Raw genomic sequence first — 21,469 nt, 5'->3', positions numbered from 1 at the left:
GCCGGTATCACAGCCTTTTTACGTTTGGCATTGATTTTGCTTTCATTACTTATCATACGTAACAAAAACCTGTTTTCAGGCAGCATACCAACAGTAAGGAGCGTGACCACAATGAGTTCTATCAAGATTTGTACAAAAAAGGCACTGTTTGACACAGCGCCGGACTTTTATGGGCTTTTTTTCGAGGATATCAACCGTTCAGGGGACGGGGGGCTTTACCCGGAAATGCTCCGCAACCGGGCATTTGAAGATTCCATCCTTCCCAAACGTTGTGAACCCCTTAAGGGAACCTATGGATTTGTAACACCTGAGGGATGGAGGGACCAGTTTAATAACGGAGAAGGCTTAGAGCGCTGGCTGGAAGGGATTGAAAAAACCCCTGTTCCGGCCTGGTACGCCCACGGTGTCTCCATGGAATTGAATGTTGAGGACAGGTTAAACGCAAACAGGCTGGCAGCCCTGGACCTGACATTTGAACCAGGAGGTTCTGTAACCAACATCGGTTTTCGGGGCCTGTCTCTGGTTCAGGGGCAATCTTATGATCTTTACCTGTTTGCCAAAGGCAGGGTAAAGCTGTCCGTCAATCTGGAATCCGCAGACTGCCATGTCTATGCCAGGGAATCCCTGGATATAGATGCGCCTGAATACACCCGCTTTGATCTTTCCCTCTGCCCTGACCAGACGGATCCGGATGCCCGTTTCACACTGAGATCCGACAGCGGGGGAACGCTGATGATCGGCTTTATCTCCCTGATGCCGCGGGATACCTACAAGGGACACGGAATGAGAAAAGACCTGATGGAAATGCTTAAGAATACCCATTCCAGATTCCTGCGTTTTCCCGGAGGATGTATTGTGGAAGGCTTTACCAAGGAAACCGCGATCCGCTTCCCCCATATGATCGGCCCTGTATGGGAACGCCCCAGCCACAACCTGATGTGGCATTACCGCACCACCAATGGCCTGGGATACCATGAATACCTGCAGATCTGCGAGGATCTGGACTTAGAACCCATGTACGTGGTCAACTGCGGCCTTACCTGCCAGGGAAGAAAACCAGAGTTCTTTGAGGGGGAGGAGCTGGAACAATGGATCCGGGAAGCCTTTGACGCCATTGACTACGCTATCGCCCCTGCCCGCAGCAGGTGGGGCAGACTGCGCGCCCAGGCAGGCCACCCGGAGCCGTTTAAGCTAACTTACCTGGAAATCGGAAATGAAAATGACAGGGAAGTATACTTTTCCAGGTACGAGAAATTTTATCATGCGATCCACCAGCGTTACCCCCAATTGAAACTGATATCCAACACCCACACGGAAAAGCTGGGACTTCCCACCCAGATCGTGGATGAACACCTGTACAGCACGGCAGACACATTTGTGACCGCTGCCAAAAAATACTGTGATTACCACAGGAACGGACCTCAAATATTCATTGGGGAATATGCGGTCACCAGCGGACTGGATATCGGCAACCTGAAGTCAGCCCTGGCAGAGACCATGTATCTCATGGACGCTGAAAAAAATCAGGACATTGTCCGGCTCACAGCCTACGCGCCCCTGTTCCAGAACGTGGATTATACTGCATGGTATCCCAACCTGATCGCCTTTAACAATCATGCCTGCTACGGAATCCCCTTTTACCACGCCCTGTCCATGCTTTCCAAAAGCCATGACCAAAGGCTGTTATGTACCCGGTCGGACGTTAAAAACGGTTACCCGGAACCGGAAGGCCTGAATGGTCTCATTGCCTACCAGGAAGGCACGCGGGTACGGAATGTAAAGGTGGACGGACGCCCTGCTGGTTTCTCCCATGGGATTATTGGCAGCGTGACGCACCATGAGGATGGCTCCCTGGAGCTTACCTCCGATTACACAGACCAGCTGGAGGGTTATCCCAACATGGGGCATATCCCCCCGCATACCGCCTTTGTCACCTTTGGGGAGGAAGAAGCATCACACTGCACCTATGATCTGGAGGTGCTGCTATTATCACCGGACCAGGAGATCGATATCGCCGTATGGGCCCACAGCACTCCCATGCTGTTCTCCAGGGATGAGACCGATCCCTTCTATACATCCTGGAACCCTGTTTATACAGACCGGTATGTATGGTCCATCAAACAGGGGCAGGGACGGTTTGCATCCGTCAACCGTTTTAATTACAGCTACTTCGGTTCAACCAGCCCCCTTCCCATACGCTACGGGGAATACAACCATTTCCAGGTAGTCACAAGACATGGGGGATTTGACTGCTACCTCAACGGCCTGCTGGTACAGACAGCTGAGATGGTTCCCTATCCCATGATTGCTGAACTTGCGTCTGAGGATGACACCTATATCTATGTAAAGATCGTAAATTTTGACAAGACCCATGAGGCGGTGGAGATCTGCCTGGACTGCGCCATCCAGGCAATATACGAAGCAGAGCTGTTGACTGGTTGCCCAAAGGATACAAATTCGCTTGAGGAACCCCTGAAAGTCTCCCCTGTAACCCGCACCTTTGACAATGGGGCGGACACATTTACCTACCAGGCTCCGGCCTATTCATTCTCAGTTCTCAGGCTTAAAAAAGCAATTTTGCGGGAAGTATCATAATTAAAAACAACCCGGCAGTAAGGTACGATCTCCTAAAGGTGATCGCTTAGACCTTACTGCCGGGTTGTTTTAACTCAGCTTATTTTGTTATATATGTTCTATCTTCCCTGTTCTACTTGATTTCCAGACCCTGGGCATACAGCTTATATGTCTCCAAACCTGCCAGATCCACATCCTCAAGGGTGATGGGGTCGCCCTTTTTTACATCCCTGAGCAGGGTTGTTCCGTTTAGCAGGTAAAACGGAGCAAGGTCCTGGCCGGATGTTCTTTCCAAAAGTTCAGGAATCAGGCCATCGATTGCATGGTGATGGCCCTGTACCGTAAGCTGGGTGCCCTTTGGCAGATCCCGCTCAGCAACACCGGCCAGAACAGATACCTGGCGGCACTCAGGATGGGTCCCGATCCCCATAAGGTCTCCCAGGAGAATGGATATGGGAGTCTCAAGGCCCATATAGTGGTATGGATAATAGATGCATGCGTATTTGTCGTTTCTGCTCATCACATGACCTTTACTCTTAAGGATCTCCCACATTTTTTCGTTTTCGCACCTGACAATAATGAACTCTCCGCCGCAGAAGCTGGCCTCATCCTTACCCCTAAGGTTGTAGAACACATCCACTACTCCTGTCTTCTTAAGGATTCCTCCATCTTCCTCGGGAATGAAAATGTTAGCCAGTTCGCTGGTCTTGGCCACAGGATAGCTTAAAAACGGAGAGGAGGGCACAAGTCCGGTAATATTGGAAACCAGGTTCATCTCGCAAAGGTCAGCGGAGATAACTCCTGTGTATTTCTCCAGTATGCTGCGGCGCTGATCCAGTGTTTCCACGCCATTATAATACCAGCAGTCCTGCATCTGCGGTATCTTCTCCACAACACCGCTTCCATCCGTGCAGGTAAATTCCCCTGTCTCCCTGTCCCACACAAAATCATATTCGCTGGACTTCCCGGCCGCCACTACCTCCAGGCCCAAAAGCATGGCCCAGGAATAGAGGTCCAGAAGGTTGCGGGGCTGGTCGCCATTGACCAGTGCATACACCGCACCATGTTCTGCAGCCACCTGGTTCAAAAGGGGGCCGCACACACTGTCTGTTTCCTTGGAAACCATATACACATTAACTCCTGCCCGAAGGGCTGCAAGGGCTGCGTCAGAGCTGACCGCCGTATTTCCCGTACACTCCACAAGGGCAGTGATTCCGCATTCCATCACAAGGCGGTAATCACTGACTATAAGGATAGCCTCCTTGGGCGCCTGTTCGATCTCAGGCTTTCCCTCACAGAAAATGATCTGGTCCTCATCATACCCGATTTCCTTTAACACCTCCAGGCACTCCTCTGGATGCCGGGAACAGATAACCCTTAAATCCATATGCTTTACCTTGGGGATCTGGGCAAGCAGCGTGTAGCCATAGCCGCGGGTGGCGCCGATAATGCCTACCTTGGAGGTTTTTCCGGTTGTGTTGTTGATTAAATTTGTATAATCCATACTGATAAGTCTCCTTTACATTCTGAATGTGAGTTTTTTATTATCGAATTACATTTCCACCCTGGATCACATGCTCTACCCTGGAAAGGGCCTTTATATCTTCCAGAGGATTGCCGTCCACAATCACCAGATCCGCATCCAGTCCTTCCTTGACCGCACCTGTGATCTGGTCCACTCCACAGAGCTTAGCTGCCTGGGTGGTAACGCCTGCAAGCACATTCCTGTTGCTTGCTCCCAACTGTGCAATGTACTGGGCCTCCCTGGCAAGGCCGCCGTGAAGCCCGTCTGTGCCGATTCCAAACTTTAATCCGCCTGCAATGGCCTCTGACAGACAACCGCAGATGATTTCTTTTTCTCTCAGGCTTCCCTCCTTGTCATGTGGCGAAAACTTGAACAGCAAATCGTCATTCAGCGCATAACTGGGCGTATACACCACCCACCGGTCCATCTTCTTGACCCGCTCTACCTGTTCCTTTGTTATGTAGTACACATGCTCCAGACAGTCAATTCCCGCCGTAAGGCAGTCATCCAGCCCCTGGCCTCCGGAACAATGGCATGCCGTGGTTATATTTACGCTCTTTGCCTCCTCAACCACTGCCCGAAGCTCCTCCGGGGTGATAAAGTGATAGATGAATGGTGTAGCATTGATCACCTTTGTCATAAAGACTTTAAGAAAATCCACCCCTCTGGCAATATTTTCCCTGGATGTCTTTCTAAAGTCTTCCGCACCGCAGTGAGGCATGCCCACGTAACCATGGCCGTGAAGACTTCTCATCCCAATTCCGCTGACTACCAGCCTTGGCCCCTCCAACCTTCCTTCCCTCTGGGCCTGGCGGCAGGTCACATCAATGTAATATTTGTCTCCAAGGCATCTGGCCGTAGTGACTCCGGCATGAAGGTCGTCATGCATGGTTTTTACTGCCCTCAATGTCTGCTCCGCCTCACAGTCGCTCATCTTTACCAGATGATTAGGTATCCTGGCGTCCAGGGCCAGGTGATTGTGGCAGTCGATCATGCCGGGAATAAGAGTCTTATCTCCCACATCCATAGTAACCGCGTCTTCCAGTCCCTCTACGTCCGTAACCTGCTCATAAATTTTTGAGATTTTGCCGTCTTCCACTAATACGGCACCATTTTTTACCTCAGTTAAATCCTGTCCTTTAATGATCGTCCCTGCTTTTATTAATAATCGTTCCATAATCCGGCTCCTTACTTATCACTTGTCTCAGCTTGTTTTTTTTGTGCCTTTTTATAAAAATACCCTGTCAGCAGCGGAGTTAGGATCGCGCTGACAACTACAGATGCCGCAACCTGGGCAGTCGCCACTTCCACAACAGGATTCAGGGATGGATCCGCCATTGCAACAGAGGCCGGCACTGCAACTGCATTTCCGCCAGTGGTTCCAATAGCCATACCCATGGGATCCGGTTTGCGGCGGATCGCACTGTAGATGTAATAGGTCAGGACACCGGTACATACAACGGTCACAAGTCCCAGGACAATACCGCCTGCACCTGCCTTTACGATTGACATAAGGCTCATGTTAGCGCCCAGTACAAATCCATTAAACGGCAGCAGCATAGCAAGTCCGTTTGTCAGAAGCATCTTAAACTCCTCATCTGCATTTCCCAAAAACATACCGATAAAAAGGGGTACAATCACAGCAATAATGGATATCAGCGGAATTTCTGCCAATCCGGTTGCACCAAGGGCGATCATTGTCAAAAACGGTCCATCGTTTAAGGACAGGATCGCGATTGCTCCCACATCCGTGGAATCGCCGAATTCCTTTGCAAGAGCGGTATAGATCGCACCATTAGAGTTGGTAACTGCCGTAATAACTGCCAATGGAGTCAACCCCAGTATTCCGGCTGGTCCAAACGCCCTGTTCAGCCCCCAGCCGATCAACACACCGATTATATACTTTAGTGCGGTCAGGACAGCGCCCTTGTAAAGGGGCATACCAGCCTGCTTAAAACTGATGGTTGCACCGCTGCACAGGATAAACAGTCCTACCAGTGCCGATGTTCCGTTTTTGAAAAGCCCGGTTGTAAATCCCCCGATTTCCAACACCTGCGGTATAAACGTGTTGATCACACACCCCAGCAACAGCGGTATTACCATCATTCCCCCCGGAAACTTTTTCATTGTTGCACAAATCTTCATACCTCATCTCTCCTTTGTGGTTATTGCATTCTGTCTCACATGCTAACCACATATACAGCAATTAATGTGCCAAATCAGTCAATCAAACATGGGGGCAGGAAAAAACTCCGCTAAAATACATACAAATCTGCGTTTTTTCCTATCCCCAAATCATTGGTCCCAATTTTAAATATTCCCCAATATTTGTTGCAATTGTTTTAAATCGCAACGCATCATTGTTGCAATCCGTATTTCTTCATCTTTCTCCAAAGAGTAGAGCGGTCCATGCCAAGGATCCTGGCCGCCTGCGTCCGGCTTCCCCCGCTTTGCTTCAGAGCCGTGCGCAGCCTCTCCGGTTCATCCAGGGAAAGAGAGTCCGGCAGAGAATGAGCAGGCGCAGGAAGCGGCCCCCCGTCCAGGTCCGGTGGGTACAGGGCATCCTGAAGATTTTGTTTTGTAATACAATCCCCAGTCTTAAACACACAGGTACGTTCAACTATATTCTTAAGTTCCCGTATATTTCCAATAAATGGATAATTGTGAAGGGTTGCAAGGGCCCCTGTCTCCAGCCGGGGAACCGGAAGGCGGTTCTCCCTGCTGTGCACGTTCAACAGATGAAGAAACAGCAGTTCCACATCATTTTCCCGCATCCTAAGAGGCGGCAGGAACAGGCGGAGCACATCCAGACGGTACATCAGATCTCTCCGGAACAGTCCCTGCTCGGAAAGTTTTCCAATACTCTTATTGGTGGCGGAAATAATGCGCACATTAACATCAATCACTTTATTGTCACCGATCCTTCGCACCTGTCTCTCCTGCAGTACTCTTAAAAGCTTACTCTGAATGGATAGGGATATCTCCCCAATTTCGTCCAGAAAAAGAGTTCCCCCATGGGCCAGTTCAAAAAGCCCCATTTTCCCGCCTTTGCTTGTCCCGGTAAAGGCGCCTTCCACATATCCAAACAGTTCGCTTTCCAGCAGATTCTCAGGCAGGGCCGCGCAGTTGATCGCTACAAAAGGTCCATTTTTACGCTGGCTGCTGTTGTGGATGCTTTGGGCAAACAGCTCCTTGCCCGTTCCCGTCTCCCCCACAATGATGACATTGGAATCAGAGTCAGCATACCGTTTGGCGTTTTCTATGGTATTGTGAATAATACTGCTCTGATAAATGATGTCATCAAAGGTATATTTGGCCTGGAAGCCTCGCTCGCTTAACTTGCGCCGGATCTGGCTTTCCAGGTCCTGGATCATGGTAATGTCAGAGAGATTGAAAATAACTCCTGACATTTCATTGTTGGCAATGACCGGCGTACAACTCACAGATACGGTAACCTTGGTTCCGGGAATAGCAAGGATCCGCCCTGTTTCCCCCTGCCCGCTGGCAACAACGGAAAGGAACATCTTATGAAGATAGGGAAGAACCTGCTTTAGGGGCTGGTTCATCAGGCTGATATCCCCATTCATCTGACGCACCACCCGGTTACGCACCTTGATTACGCCCCCGGAATCCACATAAAGTAAACCGTCCTTGGATGAATAGATGATGGTCTTATACATCTGGGAAATGATCCGTTCCTGGCGGATCTGGTCCACTGTATGAAGAGTCTCATCCAATGTCTGCAAAACCGTATCCTCCCCTGTCCGTATTATAACAGACGGGATATTGTACTGCCGCGCCAGGATGTTGGCTGAATACCCGCCGATCAGGGCATCGCATCCCGCTGCTTTGGCTTTTTCCAGAGTAGCGGGCAATTCCTCCGGATTGATGGGAGCATAGACTTCCGCGCTTGTCTTAAATAAACGGCAGATATCCTTTACCTCATACATCTGCCCGCTGAATCCGCATACTGCGATCTTTTTTGGATGGTAGGTCTCACAGCATTCGGAAATGGCCCTCACCACATCATATCCTGAGATGGATAATCCTATCGTAGGGATCTGTGTGTATTTAGCAGATGTTTTTAGTGCCGAGTACCCCCTTGCAATGATCGCATCATACTGGTCAGCCGGAACATCCAGCGTATCCTCCACTGTCATCACCCGGATATCCGCATTCAGCCGTTGACTCTCAGGATGATGTGCAACCACGTATTCTACCTTATCTTTTAACTCGGGATACGGGACAATAAATAAAAGACGGATCATAGTTTACCCCCATGTTTTATCATAATAGATGTTGCAAAAATGTTGTGTTGCGAAAATGTTGCATTGTTTTGATTATACAACGCTGCAACATTTACAGTCAAGAGACAGAATGGAGGGATCATTTTCCCCATTCCTGTACCGGCGCGGTTTTTGCCTGGAATGTAAAGACATAAAAAATTATTATTACGTCTGGCATGAAAATTGCTGTATAATAGGTATAAATGAAATACCGCAAGGTAAAAGGAGGTATACCCATGGCTGTATTAGGATGCATTGCCGATGATTTCACCGGGGCCAGTGACGCGGCTTCCTTTCTGGTAAAAGGAGGTATGAGTGTCCGCCTTTACAACGGAATCCCGGATCAACCGGCTTTAGAAAAAGGCCCGGACCGCCATCATTCCCCGGACCGCCCTGACGATGCCCAGGCCATTGTCATTGCATTAAAATCAAGAACCCAGGAAACCAGCCGGGCCGTGGCCGACAGTCTTAGGGCCGCCCGCTTTCTGCTGGCTCAGGGCGTTAAGCAGATCTATTTTAAATATTGTTCCACCTTTGATTCCACCCCCAAAGGCAATATCGGGCCGGTAGCCGATGCCTTAATGGACCTTATGAAGGCTCCTTACACATTGCTTTGCCCCGCTCTTCCGGTCAATGGGCGAACGGTGGAACACGGAATGCTCCTGGTCAACGATGTTCCCCTCCATGAGAGCCATATGAAGAACCATCCCCTGACCCCCATGTGGGACTGCAGGATTGATAAGCTGATGGAACCTCAGAGCCGCTATGAATGCCGCTGCCTTACCACGGAAGAAGTGGAACATTTCTCCCCCGGATCATTGGAACAGGTTCTCGGATCCCCCCTCTACCTGATCCCTGATTATAAAGAACCTGAAGACGGCAGCCGGATTGCCGCTGCTTTCGGCCATCTTCCCCTTCTCACAGGAGGAAGCGGACTTCTGGAGCCATTGGCGCAAATGTGGACAAACAGGCTCTCCTCAGAAGGCCACATACCCGAGAGCGGTACTGATGGAAAGGCCCTGCTGTTGGCAGGAAGCTGTTCCAAGGCCACCCTGGGACAGATCGCATGGTACCAAAGCCAGGGAAAACCATGTTATAAACTGGATCCGGCAGCCATGCTGGATGGAAAGCAGACCCTGGAAGATGCATGGCAGTTCATAGAAACGCACAGCAGCAGCCCTGATACGGTCCTTGTGTACAGCTCCGATACCCCTGAAAAAGTGAAGGAATTCCAAAAACTGGGTATAGAAAAAGTAGCAGACATGCTGGAAGGCACCACAGCCCGGCTGGCAGTCCGTGCCGTGGAACAGGGCTACACCAGGATCATCTCCGCGGGGGGAGAGACCTCCGGCGCAGTGACCAAAGGGCTGGGATTCTCCTCCTATTGGATGGGGGAAAGTGTGGCTCCCGGAGTACCTATCATGGTACCGGCGGAACGGCCGGATATCCGTCTGATCCTCAAAAGCGGAAACTTTGGGCAGGAGGATTTCTTTGGCCGCGCCCTTACAATGACATCCAAGTAACAAGGACACCAACATAATGATCTGGAGGGAAAAATGGATTCTGTATTACATGATAAACTGAACTCCGCTGTATGGGCTGCCCACAGCCTGTTTCAGCGGGGAAAGACGGCCGGTTCCTCGGCCAATATGAGTTTCCGTCACAATGACCTTATCTATATCAGTGCCAGCGGTTCCTGCTTCGGCACTATGAGTGAAGAGGATTTTACAGCAATCAGCCTGGACGGAACACCTGTGTCCGGTAAAAAGCCCAGCAAGGAATGGCCTCTGCATCTGGCTCTTTATGAGAAATCAGAGGATATTGGAGCCGTGATCCATACCCATAGCACCTACTCCGTGCTGTGGACATTTGTACCTGACCTTTCGGAGCACGATTGTATTCCGGACCATACTCCTTATCTGAAAATGAAGCTGGGCACTGTTGGACTGGTCCCCTACGAAAAGCCTGGCTCCGATGCACTGTTTGCCGCATTCAGGGAACGTGTCCATGAAAGCCAGGGATATCTGTTAAGGAACCATGGTCCGGTTGTGCCCGGCAAAACAGTAATGGATGCGTTCTACTGCCTGGAGGAGCTGGAAGAGAGCGCCAGGGTTGCCTGGGAACTGTACCGGGCAGGGCTGCATCACCTGTAACGGAGCTTAAGGCGCATCCTTCTTCTTATCTGAGGAAAAAATCATGAAGCATAAAAGAAGCCGCAGAACGTATGATCTGCGGCTCACAAAAATCCCTTATGCCATTCCCATAAATCGTAACCACCATATCCCTGCCGGCAGCGTGACAGCGGAAAGCAGCATGGAAACCGTAATAACGGCAGCCCCCAGCTCACCATCTCCCCCCATCTTTTTTGTCACAATATAGACATTCATGGCTGATGGAACCGCAAACATCACAAAGGCAGTCACCATCTGCTCCGGGTTAAATCCCAGCCACAGCATGGGAACCGCAAAAAGAAGGGGAGTGACCACTACCTTATAGACAGCCCCAAACATGATCCATGCCCCCCTGCCCGCAAAGGCGGAGGGCCTGGTTCCTGCTCCGATCAGAATAAGAGCCATGGGGGTTGAAAGCTGCCCCAGATAAGACAGGGCCTTGTCCACAGCGGATGGAAGGCTGATGTGCATCAGGGAAAAGGGCAGGGCTGCAAGAATGGCCACGATCATGGGATTGGTCAAAATATCCTTAAGCATCTTCTTCCAGCTAACCTTCCGGCCCAAAGGATCATAGTAGGATAATACGATCGTAGCCAGTACATTGTAGAAAGGCAGCACAAAGGTGACCACCATAATCGTGGACGGCACAGACTCCCTGCCCAGAATGCTCTGGCAGATCGGAAGGCCCAAATACACAAAATTCCCCCTAAAGGCACTGTGAACCACCGCGCTTACAGCGGTCCTGTCCTTAACCAGCAGGACACATAAAGTCCATGCCACTGCAAAGGACACGCAGGTACAGATCAACAGATAGGCGGTAAACCTGATATCCAGGCATTCGCTGAAGTTACTGCGTGATACATCCAGGAATAACTTGGCCGGAAGCGCGGTATAAAACACCAGGGATGTGGCCTGTGACACAAAATCCCCTGTCAATATCTTCTTTTTCCCTAAATAAAAGCCGATTCCCATTACCATGAATACAGGTATGACTGAATTGAGGCTGAATATGATATGTTCCATTACGGCAATACTCTCAGTTCTTTAAAATTCCGGCCCTCTCCTGTGTATTCAAAGGGTCCCGGTGTGGGATGCTGTCCCCGTCTGATGCCCAGAAAGTCTTCCTCTATGCGCAGCGGCGAACCGTCCGGGTTCTCATATGGCTGTTCGGTCTCAAAGGCATTTCCCAACATTGACGTGGAGACAAACTCTGTCTCCATCTGAGGCAGATGGTCATAGAGATTGGTGCGGAAATAATAGGCTCCCTCCTTTTTAACCAGTTCAAAATAGATCCTGTTCTCCCTGTCCACATAATTAAGGCGTTCCTTTGCATAAGGTTTGGCGCCGTTAAAATATGCATTCCCGCTGACATACATGGGGAGATGGCTATTATAGTCATAACGGCGTCCCCATGAGGTCTCCGGCGTGCCCTCATCTGTAAACTGGTAATAATATTCATCGTGAAGTGGATAGTCATCATAAATATGAAGCCCTGCCTCTATATTTACCTGGGGATTCATACCCACCAGCCTGGCCACCTCCGGGTTGCGCACCTGCCTTTTCTCCTCAGGCAGATCCGGCTGGATAAATATATTATTATAAAACCGGTCATCACCATTGTTAATTGTCATGCAGCCCATGATATCAGTCTCATGCGGGAAATGATAAGGCGTAAACCTGCCCTCCGAACTTCCGATGTCAATGGGACCGGCAATGATATTGTGGACAAAGGCCAATCCCTGGGAACGCTCCCTCAGCGCAAACCTGGAAAGGAACAAATTATTGTCAACAAGGGCAGGTCCGTGGCTCACCTCAATATACAGGTCCTCACTGATCCTGGTGTCCTCCTCCCCGTGGTTATCGTGGAACAGGTTGCAGGAAACCCTGGTCCCCTGTGTCTGCCAGTCCAGCCATATCCCCCTGTGGCAGTGGTGGATATGATTGCGGCGTATCACGGTATCGATCGCTCCATGGAGTTTAATACCGCCCAGTTCCGAACCGGAAAACTCCCCGTATGTATTAATATGATGGATCTCATTCCCCTCGATCAGTGAAAAGATCCCTCCCAGATGACCCACAATGCCTGTCTGTCCGCAGTTAAATATCTTGTTGCGGCGTACAATGTGGGATCCCACTGTCTCCTTGCTCCATCCCGTGTGCTGCGCGTAGTGCACCAGGTCCCGCTCCAGCTGTGTTCCAGATTTAATACGGTCCTTTGTCCAGCGGTTATCCGAAGGATGCCAGCACTTTCCCAGACTGACGCCTGAACATCTGGAGTCTGAGATCTCGCAGTCCTCTATGATCCACCCCACGCTCCAGTGGGGACCGATCAGTCCGTCCTGGAATGCGGTGGGCGGTGCCCACTGGGTGGCTGCCTGCTTTAAAACAAATCCGGAAACCGTGATATAATTGGTATGGGTCTGTTCCGGGAAAAATACCCTGCGCCGCACATTGATCTCCACAAGGTTCTCCGCCGGTGTCCCGTCCGGAAACCTGGCGTAGATTACCGTACTGTCTCCGTCCTGCACGGTGTACCATTTGTGCTGCCTGGAATATTCCCTATCCCACGCCCATTCCAGCGGTTCGTCACTATATAGTTTGTCCAGGCTGTCCTCTTCATAGAGTGCCTGACCGTTACAATACACCTGTCCCACATGGTTGACTCTTCCCAGCCCCCGGTACCAGTCTCCGTATACCTCTGTGGTGTACGGATTATAACCGCTGAAGAATCCGTCCGGAATCCTTGTCATCCATGTATCATCCTTTACATGGGTCCACTCCTTTATCTCCTCAGCGCCGCTGATAACCGCGGCTCCCGGGACCTCGGAACAATATACGATCCTGTCCCGGTCAGAGGTTCCTCCATGCTTAGGGTTCACACACTCCCGGTAGATTCCCGGTGCTACGATCACTTTATCCCCGGGCAGGGCAATTTCCGCTGCCTGTGTGATCCTGCAAAAAGGCGCCTGTCTCGAACCGTCTCCTGTCAAAGATCCCTTGGCAGATACATAATATTCCATAATAAGTCCTCCTCCAGATGATATCTGTTTTGTTCCGTCCGCCGGATGATCCGCCCTTTACCGGGCGCGCCTACCCCTTCACCGCCCCCTGGGTCAACCCGTTGGATATCTGCTCCTGTGCTGAGAAATAGGCAATGATCACCGGCAGTGAACTGATAAAAACAGCACACATAATGGCTGGTATGTTTACTGCCGCCTCCCCGTAAAAGTTCTTAAGGCCCACGGGAAGCGTCATCCTGTTCTTGCTGTCCACCAGCGTCATTGCATAAATGAATTCATTCCAGGTATGGAGAATGTCATAGATGACAACCGTGGATACCGCAGGTTTGGCCAGGGGCATGATAATGCGTCCGTACAGTGAAAATGATCCGCACCCGTCTATAATGGCCGCTTCCTCGATCTCGTGGGGAATATCCCTGAAAAACTGGGTGATGATAACCGTGGAGATGGGAATGCTGAAGCTTACATATGGGCCGATGAGGGCGATCAGATGATTGTAAATATTCAGGTCCTTGGAAATCACATAGATCGGTATCAGGGTCGTATGGACCGGGATCATCATCCCTATCATAATAACTGCAAATAACAGCTCTGCCCCTTTAAAACGAAGCTTGGATATGGCAAAGCTTACCATGGTGGAACAGAGGATCACCAGAACCACCGCTGAAACGCACACAATAATGCTGTTTAGGAAATACTTTAAAAAATCCCCGGTAAGGACCAGCCTGAAATTATCCAGGCAAAGGGAGGCTGGAAATCCCCACGCACTTCCAAAATACTCCTTTTGTGTCTTAAAGGATGTCATGATAATAAATATAAAGGGATACACGGTGATGACTGTTATGATCAGACAAAGGGCGTATTGAAGCGCGCGGACGATCCCTTTTAGTAAACCTGCATTGTCTTTCAACCTGTCTTCCTCCTCCCTGATTTCCTGGAACGCTCGCCGCCGATCTCTCCAAAGGCCGAGGTTGCTCCATAGTACACAATGGCAAAGGTTCCGCAGAATAGGAACAAAAAGCTGGCAATGGCGCTGGCATATCCCATATTCCATCCCTGGATCCCCTGCTTATAGAGATAGGTGGCGACCAGCTCACTGGTGCCGCTGGGCCCTCCCCCTGTCATGATCCAGATCAGATCAAAATACTTTAAGGACCCCACAATATTCAGCAGGGCGGCTGTCCGTATGGTGGGCAGCAGGAGCGGAAAGGTCACATTCCAGAAACACTGCCAGCTGCCGGCCCCGTCCAGTTTGGCTGACTCCATCAGTTCCCCCGGCACATTAGTCAGCCCTGCTTTTAAAAGGATCATATAAAAGGGGATAAATGTCCAGCATATAACAATGAGAACGCACGGCAGCGCATATGCCGGTTCTCCCAGCCAGCCCTTTACCAGATTCCCCTTTCCAATTCCCCGAAGAACGGCCTGCAAAAGGCCGAAATTCGGGTCATACATCAGATTCCACAGAATACCGGTGGCTGATGTGGAAAGCAGCACGGGCAAAAACCAGAGCGCTTTGTATATCCGCACCCCCTTCAGCCTGGAATTGATCAGCAGCGCAAGGATCAATGCTCCAGGAAGCTGGATACAGATGGATGTCACCATTAAGATCAGGTTGTTCTTAAGGGCATTCCATACATTGGGATCGTGGACCAGGCGGACCCAATTGTCCCACCCGGCCCATCCTTCCGACATTATACCATTCCAGTCCAAAAAACTGAAATAGATTGTTTTGCCAATGGCAAAAACATTATAAAATCCATAAAAAAACAGTGTTGGAGCTATAAATACCAAAATGGTCAGAATACGCTTGACCGAAATGGTCCTGCCTTTTTTCTGAACAGGTATGTCAAGCCCCGCGGCATTGGTATGATCAGACATAGGGCCTCCTTAACTTACAGGCATGAACGGATTACTGTTTCAGTTCTCCGTAACATTCAACCGCTACCTTCTCAAGACCTGCGGCCGCTTCCTCCGGTGTCATGGTACCTCCGTAAAGGGCCTGGGTATAGTCCTTGAACGCTTCGCCCAGCTCTGCAACAAACTGCTGGTCGTAGAAATTCTGGGTCCAGTCGGCCTGGATCAGGTTATCAAACTGTTCCTGGACCAGCGGGTCACTGATCGTTACATCCTTTGCGCCTGTAAAGCAGTTTCCGGCGTCAATATAGTCCTGGCTGAAATCCGCATTGGTGAGATAATACAGGAAATCCGCTGCCATCTCCGGATATTCACACTGGGATGAGATGGAGAATACATTTCCACCGGCAACAATGCCCAGTTCCCCGGAGTCATTGCAGGCCGGGTATGGGAAGGTGCCCACCTTTTCATAAAACTCTGCATCCTCAGCCACACAATTGCTCAGGAATCCATTGGTCATGATAAACATGGCCGCCACTTCATTATAGAACAGCATACGGCTGCCGCCTGCATTATGGTCGATTCCATTGGTCCCGTCCGGATAGTAGCCTTTCTGAGAAAACTCGGATATGCGGCGTCCGGCCTCGATAAAATGCTCATTATCAAAAGAAACGGTCCTGTTGGAAAGCCCCTTGGACATCTCCTCTCCCCCCAGGTTCACACCCAGCATGGTATATTCCAGCAGTCCCGGCCACTTATTCTTATTCCCCAATGCAAAGGGGACATAGCCTGCGTCCTTCAGGCTGGCACATACGGCATCCAGTTCTTCCCATGTTGCAGGTACTTCCAGATTCAATTTGTTAAATATCTCCGTATTATAAAATATCACGGAAGGCGCGATTCCGATCCCCATTCCATAGATCCTGTCGTCAAAGGTGGAAATGCCGAACTCAAAGTCATAGTATTCATCCTTATACGGTGCGATGAGATCCGTAATATCAGCCACTAATCCATATTCAATGTATGTCTTAAGCACATCGCCGCCCCAGTTCATAAATACATCCGGGATATCCGTGGCCCCTGCCCCCATGACGGTTTTGATCTTTGTCTTGTACGCATCACTGTCCAGGCGGGTCTGTTCCACCGTAACATTCGGATATGCCTTATTAAAACGCTGGATCCCATGATCATACATCTGCTGGCGCACATCATCCGTGGCACCGTGCCAGAAGCTCAGGGTGTACGTCACATCACTTTTGATCTCAGGATCCGCTTCCTGGTCACCTTCCGAACCGGCCGGTGCAGCTTCCCCTGCCGCCTGGGCCGATACGGCCTCTGCCGTCCCCTGATCCGGTGCAGATGCAGAGCCCCCGCTGCCGGCACACCCCATCACGCTGCCGCCTGTCAACACAACCGCCATCATCATTGCTGCAAGTCTTCGTTTCATAATGTCCCTCTCCTTTACATTTGTTCTTATCGGGTTTCTATGTATTTATTTCATGGTTCCCGTCTGCCGTCCCATTCTCTTTCTTTACACCCCTTAAACCGGCCTTGATAAGTTCACGGATCATATCCGACCTGGAACGGTCGTAGAACCGCTCTTTCTTTTCCTTATCCAAAACGGCTTCAATATCAGGCGTAACTGCGAAGGTCAATTTTTTTAGCCCGGTACCCATGAATATCACCTCCTTTTTCAATAGTTCAGAACCTATGAACCTGTCTCAATTATAGTTCATAGGTTCTGAACCTGTCAAGGCTTTTAAGGCACACTTTTTTGCCTCTTTTAGTAACCTTTTTTGCTTGACAGAACCTATGAACCTGGGTATTATATGAACTAAGGAGGTACTTGATTATGCCTACAGAGAAACCGCGTTATACGATAATTGTTGATGATGATCTACTCAGACAGATTGATGATTTCCGCTTTGAAAACCGCTTTCCCAGCCGTTCCGCCGCCACCTTGGATTTGATACGCCGCGGCATCGAACAGCTAAGGAAGGAGCAGGAAACATCCAGGAAGGACAGCGACCGGGAATAAGCGACAGAATATAGACAGGACAGACTTCGGAATACACAAAAACATTCCCCCTGCAGCAGGCCGTCCCATGATACGGGACCATCTGCTGCAGGGGGAATTTATTGTTCTTCTTTATATTGGATCTTATACAGTTCCAGGCGTCTGTTACGCCTGCTTTGCTTCATTATAGGCAGTGATCGCCTCAGTGATATTGGAGGCGGTTCCGCTTTGGATTATCCTGGACAGTTCGGATAGCCTGTCCGGCTCCAAAAACTCCTTCCCCAGATAGGGGCCAAAGGTGTCCGTGATCCGGATATTCTGTTCCTTAATGCTGTTTTCCAGATTCCTGAGAGCCAGGGATGTATCCTCCAAAGCCTGCTTTAAGTCATCCAGATGGGACTTGTGGCTGGCCACGATCTCGTCTGAGATAATGTTCTTTGTGACGCTCTCAAAGGTGTTCAGGGCATCCTTTTTCCTGGTGGTGATCTCGGACAGTTCCTGTTCCACGCACGCTATCTCATCATCATATTTCTCAAGGTCATATATGTCTTCATTGCCGTCCTTCTGGATGGTATGGGTGATCACCCTGATCTTCTTCCGGTTGGCGCGCAGGGTGTTGCGTATGGCCCGGCCGCGTTTTAAAGCGTCCTGATAACGCAGGCGGGTCTTATTGCCAACCAGTACGTATAACCCGCCGAACAGCAGCACATCCAGAAAGTACACCGCTGCCAGATACCACATCTGCCGCTGCTGCAGCAACAGAAAATAGATCCCGCAGGGGACAGCCAGGAAGCAGACCAAAATGGTCATAAAGAATAACATGAACTCCTTCACGCCCCTGGGATCGTACAGGGCATAATAATAGGTGCTGTTGCAGAACCCAGGTACCCGCTCCTTCTGGAACAAAGTCTTCATCTGCAGCTTCAGTTCACGGTTATGCTCCCGCAGTTCGCTGGTCTCCTCATCGATCCGCTCCTTCATCCCCTTATTCTTAGCCTTCTCCCGTTTTGCCCGGGCCTTTTTAAGCCGTTCCTGGCCCTTTGCAATCTCTTTATCATAGCTGGAATTAATCTCATCCAGCCGCTTCTTAACAGTCTGGTTCACAGCGTCCGCCACTGCCCGGTTCGCTGTCTCCAGCTCCTGTTCCTGATGTTCCTCTTCATCTGCCAGCTGAGCTGCCGTATTTTGGTCACAGTTCAGACGGTACACTGCATCCCTGGCATCTGCCAGAAACCTTACATAATCTGTAATTGCGGGTCCCACCTGCATTTCCTCCTTATGGGAACTTTTGTAACATCTTACAATTTTGTGCAAAGCCATACTATGTATAGCTTACTACAAATAGCCCCTTGGAGCAAGTGATGTTACAAAAAATTCAAATATGACAGAAATATGTCTGAACTGCTGCGATATGTGGTCAGGTGGGACTGACCTTTATGGCTTCATGCCTACGCCGCCCTGTATGAAGAGTGTATCCCCTGTTATGTACTTGGCATCATAGCTTGCAAGGAATACACAGACCTTTCCTATATCCTTTTGTGCGTCCCCGTACCGGCCCAGCGGGATGGCATCCAGGTTTTTCTTAAACATCTCCGGATTTTCCTGTCCCCACTGGGCCAGCTTATCCGTCATCACAAGAGGCAGGACCACATTTACATTGATATCGTAAGGCCCCCATTCATTGGCAGCCACACGGGACATTCCGCGGATCCCCTCCTTTGCCGCCGCATAGGAACTCTGCCCCGGCTTACCGGAAATGCCTGCTCCGGATGCAAAATTGATCACAGATCCCTTGGTCTCCTTCAAATAAGGAAATGCATGCTTCATGTAAAAAAAGGTTGCATACAGTCCGGAATAAATGGCCTTGTCAAAGTCCTCCTGGGTGTGCTCCACCAATGTCAACCCGGAAGCTGAAGTCTGGGCGCTGTTGATCAGCACATTCAGCTTGCCGAAATGTTCCACGCCTTTTTCAATGGCAGCCTTTACCTGATCCTCCCTGGCCCCGTCCGCAACGCAGATCACCACATCTGTGCCAAAATCACGCTCCAGCTCTTCCTTTGTCTTCTCCATGCCTCCTGGGAAAATGTCGGTAAGTATCATGCTGGCGCCCTCATCAGCAAATGCCCTGGCCACGCCTCTGGCAATTCCGCCTCCGCCTCCTGTGAGCAATACAACACGGTCTTCCATTCTTCTTAAATGCTGCATACACGTATCCTCCCTCATCACAATCTCATTAATAATTTTCAGAAAACTCATCGTGATTACCATTATAGACGCGTATATTTATTTGTCAATAAGGATTTTTTCGTTAATTAATTATTTATCAGCGTAGTTTTTCTTATATATTCAGAGTTTATATGGTATAGCGTGGAAGACCTTTCCTTATTTTTCCGTTTATTAACTAAAATTTTTTTTTGATTGTATTATTATTTAACAATATTTTTTTGATTCCAATCTTTACTTGCGGACTGCCCAGGCCTTTGGCAGGTATTTTATGGTTCCTTCCACCATGTCCCGGACCAATTTCCTGATATCCTCCTCCCTGCAGTTCCTGCCCCTTATCTGGGGATCATTCATAAATGCCTGCACCACCAGCTCCTCATTGCAGGTCAGGGCAGCCTCCAGTATGGTTTCATGATTTTCCACCGCGGGCATGATCAGGGCCTTTACCGGCTCCGGCACACTGCCTGCCAGCACCGGCCGGATAGCGTCCCGCTCAAATACGGCATTGGTTTCCACCACCGCGCCGGCCGGAAGGTTGGGGATCTGAAGTCCTGTATTGGGTATGTTCACATTGCTCACCACCCGCTCCAGGCCGCACAGCGCCTTGATCAAAAGGATTCCCTCCTCCCCTGTGGGCTTTAAGTCTATCTCCGTCTCTCCGCACAGAAGTTTTCTGCTCTTCTCCATGCGGTTTTCCAAGTCTTCTTTCCGCCAATCCACTGAGGTCAGGCCGAACTTCCAGCGCGCCACGGTCTCAGGATCCTTCAGATACTCATCCCCCGGCATGAACTCAGCCAGGTGGCGGTCACCCGCCGCCGCAATCAGCCCGTACCGCCTGAACAGGTCGAATTTTACCCTGTGGGCGCAGGCAAAGCATGCATTTGCCCAGTTGGTATCGCGCTCCGCATACCCTTCTTCAAAATGCTCATCCACATACTTCCTGTACATGGGGAACAGGTCGATCCCCTCATAGGAAGCATAGTCAAACCAGGTGAAATGGTTGATACCCAGGACATTTACACGGATATCCTTCCTGTTAATACCCTTAAGCCCCATGGTATCTTCTAGTAATCCCTTCAGGACTTTCTGTGTGCCGAACACCTCATGGCAGCAGCCGAACGCCTTGATCTGTGGAAATACATGGTACAATGTTTTTACACACAATGACATGGGGTTGGTGTAATTGATGACCCAGGCCCGGGGCGCATAATCCCTGATAGCTTTGGCAAACTCCACATACATGGGAATGGTGCGCAGTGCCCTGATCATACCTCCCGGGCCCGCGGTATCCCCCACGGACTGATAGATCCCCAGACGCTCCGGCATATGGACATCCACCGCCATCTCATCAAAAGTGCCCGGAAGAATGGAAATGACTACAAAATCCGCTCCTGTCAGCGCCTCCTCCAGGCTCATGCAAGTCTCATATGTCCACTTCCCCGCTGCCTCAGGGCGCTGGGACAGCCGGTTACCAATGATTTCATTGGCCCTGGAAGCCTCCGCATCTATGTCATACAGCCTGATGGTGCCGCTTATGGAAGATTCCATGGCCAGATCCGTCATAAATGTCCTGGCCCATCCCCTGGAGCCGCCTCCTATGTATGCGATCCGGATGTCATTTACCCTTTTATCCTCATATCTCATGTTACATACCGTCCTTTCACTGGTGTTATGTTCCTGGTGTTATGTTATACTGGACATTATAGATAAATTTAGTATAATTGTCTTATGATATATTGATTTATCACAAGCTTTATCAAACAAAATTTACTTATTGGTTTATCCATTATTTTTTA

Annotated in this window: 17 protein-coding genes; 4 read left to right on the top strand and 13 right to left on the bottom strand. The window is 50.0% G+C overall.

Going from position 1 to position 21,469, the window contains the following annotated elements:
• Positions 1-111 precede the first annotated feature (111 nt).
• On the top strand, positions 112-2,595 hold the full coding sequence (locus CLFS41_RS00830) for an alpha-L-arabinofuranosidase C-terminal domain-containing protein (protein WP_045091246.1): 2,484 nt from the start codon (positions 112-114) through the stop codon (positions 2,593-2,595).
• A 112-nt stretch (positions 2,596-2,707) separates the two neighbouring features.
• Here the strand turns inward: CLFS41_RS00830 and CLFS41_RS00825 are convergent, their stop codons facing one another.
• From CLFS41_RS00825 to CLFS41_RS00810, 4 genes are all read right to left on the bottom strand, one after another.
• Complete coding sequence (locus CLFS41_RS00825; RefSeq protein WP_045091148.1) at positions 2,708-4,078, bottom strand: homoserine dehydrogenase; 1,371 nt, start codon at positions 4,076-4,078, stop codon at positions 2,708-2,710.
• 40 nt (positions 4,079-4,118) lie between these two features.
• The gene (locus CLFS41_RS00820) at positions 4,119-5,276 is read right to left on the bottom strand and encodes an amidohydrolase family protein (RefSeq protein ID WP_045091147.1); all 1,158 of its coding nucleotides are present in this window, start codon (positions 5,274-5,276) and stop codon (positions 4,119-4,121) included.
• An 11-nt stretch (positions 5,277-5,287) separates the two neighbouring features.
• A complete protein-coding gene (locus CLFS41_RS00815; protein WP_045091146.1) occupies positions 5,288-6,244 on the bottom strand; it encodes a 2-keto-3-deoxygluconate permease in 957 nt (318 codons plus the stop codon).
• A gap of 212 nt (positions 6,245-6,456) precedes the next feature.
• Complete coding sequence (locus tag CLFS41_RS00810) at positions 6,457-8,367, bottom strand: sigma 54-interacting transcriptional regulator (protein WP_045091145.1); 1,911 nt, start codon at positions 8,365-8,367, stop codon at positions 6,457-6,459.
• A gap of 254 nt (positions 8,368-8,621) precedes the next feature.
• Here CLFS41_RS00810 and otnK point away from each other — a divergent pair, with 254 nt between their 5' ends.
• Together otnK and CLFS41_RS30600 are read left to right on the top strand one after the other, a co-directional pair.
• A complete protein-coding gene (gene otnK / locus CLFS41_RS00805) occupies positions 8,622-9,908 on the top strand; it encodes a 3-oxo-tetronate kinase (RefSeq protein WP_045091144.1) in 1,287 nt (428 codons plus the stop codon).
• Between the two features lie 33 nt (positions 9,909-9,941).
• A complete protein-coding gene (locus CLFS41_RS30600) occupies positions 9,942-10,538 on the top strand; it encodes a class II aldolase/adducin family protein (protein WP_007871290.1) in 597 nt (198 codons plus the stop codon).
• Between the two features lie 96 nt (positions 10,539-10,634).
• Here the strand turns inward: CLFS41_RS30600 and CLFS41_RS00795 are convergent, their stop codons facing one another.
• From CLFS41_RS00795 to CLFS41_RS00770, 6 genes are all read right to left on the bottom strand, one after another.
• Positions 10,635-11,579 carry an AEC family transporter gene (locus CLFS41_RS00795; protein WP_007871288.1) on the bottom strand — a complete coding sequence of 315 codons (945 nt, stop codon included), beginning with the start codon at positions 11,577-11,579 and terminating at the stop codon, positions 10,635-10,637.
• Positions 11,579-13,576 carry a right-handed parallel beta-helix repeat-containing protein gene (locus tag CLFS41_RS00790; protein ID WP_045091143.1) on the bottom strand — a complete coding sequence of 666 codons (1,998 nt, stop codon included), beginning with the start codon at positions 13,574-13,576 and terminating at the stop codon, positions 11,579-11,581. Before CLFS41_RS00790 ends, CLFS41_RS00795 begins: the two co-directional genes overlap by 1 nt.
• A gap of 70 nt (positions 13,577-13,646) precedes the next feature.
• Positions 13,647-14,486 (bottom strand): carbohydrate ABC transporter permease, encoded by an 840-nt coding sequence (locus tag CLFS41_RS00785; protein ID WP_007871284.1) that lies wholly within the window; start codon positions 14,484-14,486, stop codon positions 13,647-13,649.
• Positions 14,483-15,457, bottom strand: a complete 975-nt coding sequence (locus tag CLFS41_RS00780) for a sugar ABC transporter permease (RefSeq protein WP_052665563.1) — start codon at positions 15,455-15,457, stop codon at positions 14,483-14,485. Before CLFS41_RS00780 ends, CLFS41_RS00785 begins: the two co-directional genes overlap by 4 nt.
• 31 nt (positions 15,458-15,488) lie before the next feature.
• Positions 15,489-16,880: an extracellular solute-binding protein gene (locus CLFS41_RS00775; RefSeq protein WP_045091142.1), complete on the bottom strand. Its 1,392-nt coding sequence runs from the start codon at positions 16,878-16,880 to the stop codon at positions 15,489-15,491.
• Positions 16,881-16,917: 37 nt separating this feature from the next.
• Positions 16,918-17,109, bottom strand: a complete 192-nt coding sequence (locus tag CLFS41_RS00770; RefSeq protein WP_007871275.1) for a hypothetical protein — start codon at positions 17,107-17,109, stop codon at positions 16,918-16,920.
• A 176-nt stretch (positions 17,110-17,285) separates the two neighbouring features.
• On the opposite strand from CLFS41_RS00770, the gene CLFS41_RS00765 reads away from it, so the two are divergent.
• On the top strand, positions 17,286-17,471 hold the full coding sequence (locus CLFS41_RS00765) for a hypothetical protein (RefSeq protein ID WP_007871273.1): 186 nt from the start codon (positions 17,286-17,288) through the stop codon (positions 17,469-17,471).
• A gap of 144 nt (positions 17,472-17,615) precedes the next feature.
• On the opposite strand, the gene CLFS41_RS00760 is transcribed toward CLFS41_RS00765, so the two are convergent.
• The 3 genes from CLFS41_RS00760 to CLFS41_RS00750 all read right to left on the bottom strand — a co-directional run bounded on the left by CLFS41_RS00760 (position 17,616) and on the right by CLFS41_RS00750 (position 21,317).
• Complete coding sequence (locus CLFS41_RS00760) at positions 17,616-18,713, bottom strand: hypothetical protein (protein ID WP_045091244.1); 1,098 nt, start codon at positions 18,711-18,713, stop codon at positions 17,616-17,618.
• 171 nt (positions 18,714-18,884) lie between these two features.
• A complete protein-coding gene (locus CLFS41_RS00755) occupies positions 18,885-19,655 on the bottom strand; it encodes an SDR family NAD(P)-dependent oxidoreductase (protein ID WP_045091141.1) in 771 nt (256 codons plus the stop codon).
• A 252-nt stretch (positions 19,656-19,907) separates the two neighbouring features.
• A complete protein-coding gene (locus CLFS41_RS00750; RefSeq protein WP_045091140.1) occupies positions 19,908-21,317 on the bottom strand; it encodes a glucosidase in 1,410 nt (469 codons plus the stop codon).
• Between the last annotated feature and the right edge of the window lie 152 nt (positions 21,318-21,469).

The sequence above is a fragment of the Clostridium sp. FS41 genome, from assembly GCF_000954015.1.
Taxonomy (GTDB): domain Bacteria; phylum Bacillota; class Clostridia; order Lachnospirales; family Lachnospiraceae; genus Enterocloster; species Enterocloster citroniae.
This window is presented reverse-complemented; position numbering and strand designations above follow the sequence as displayed.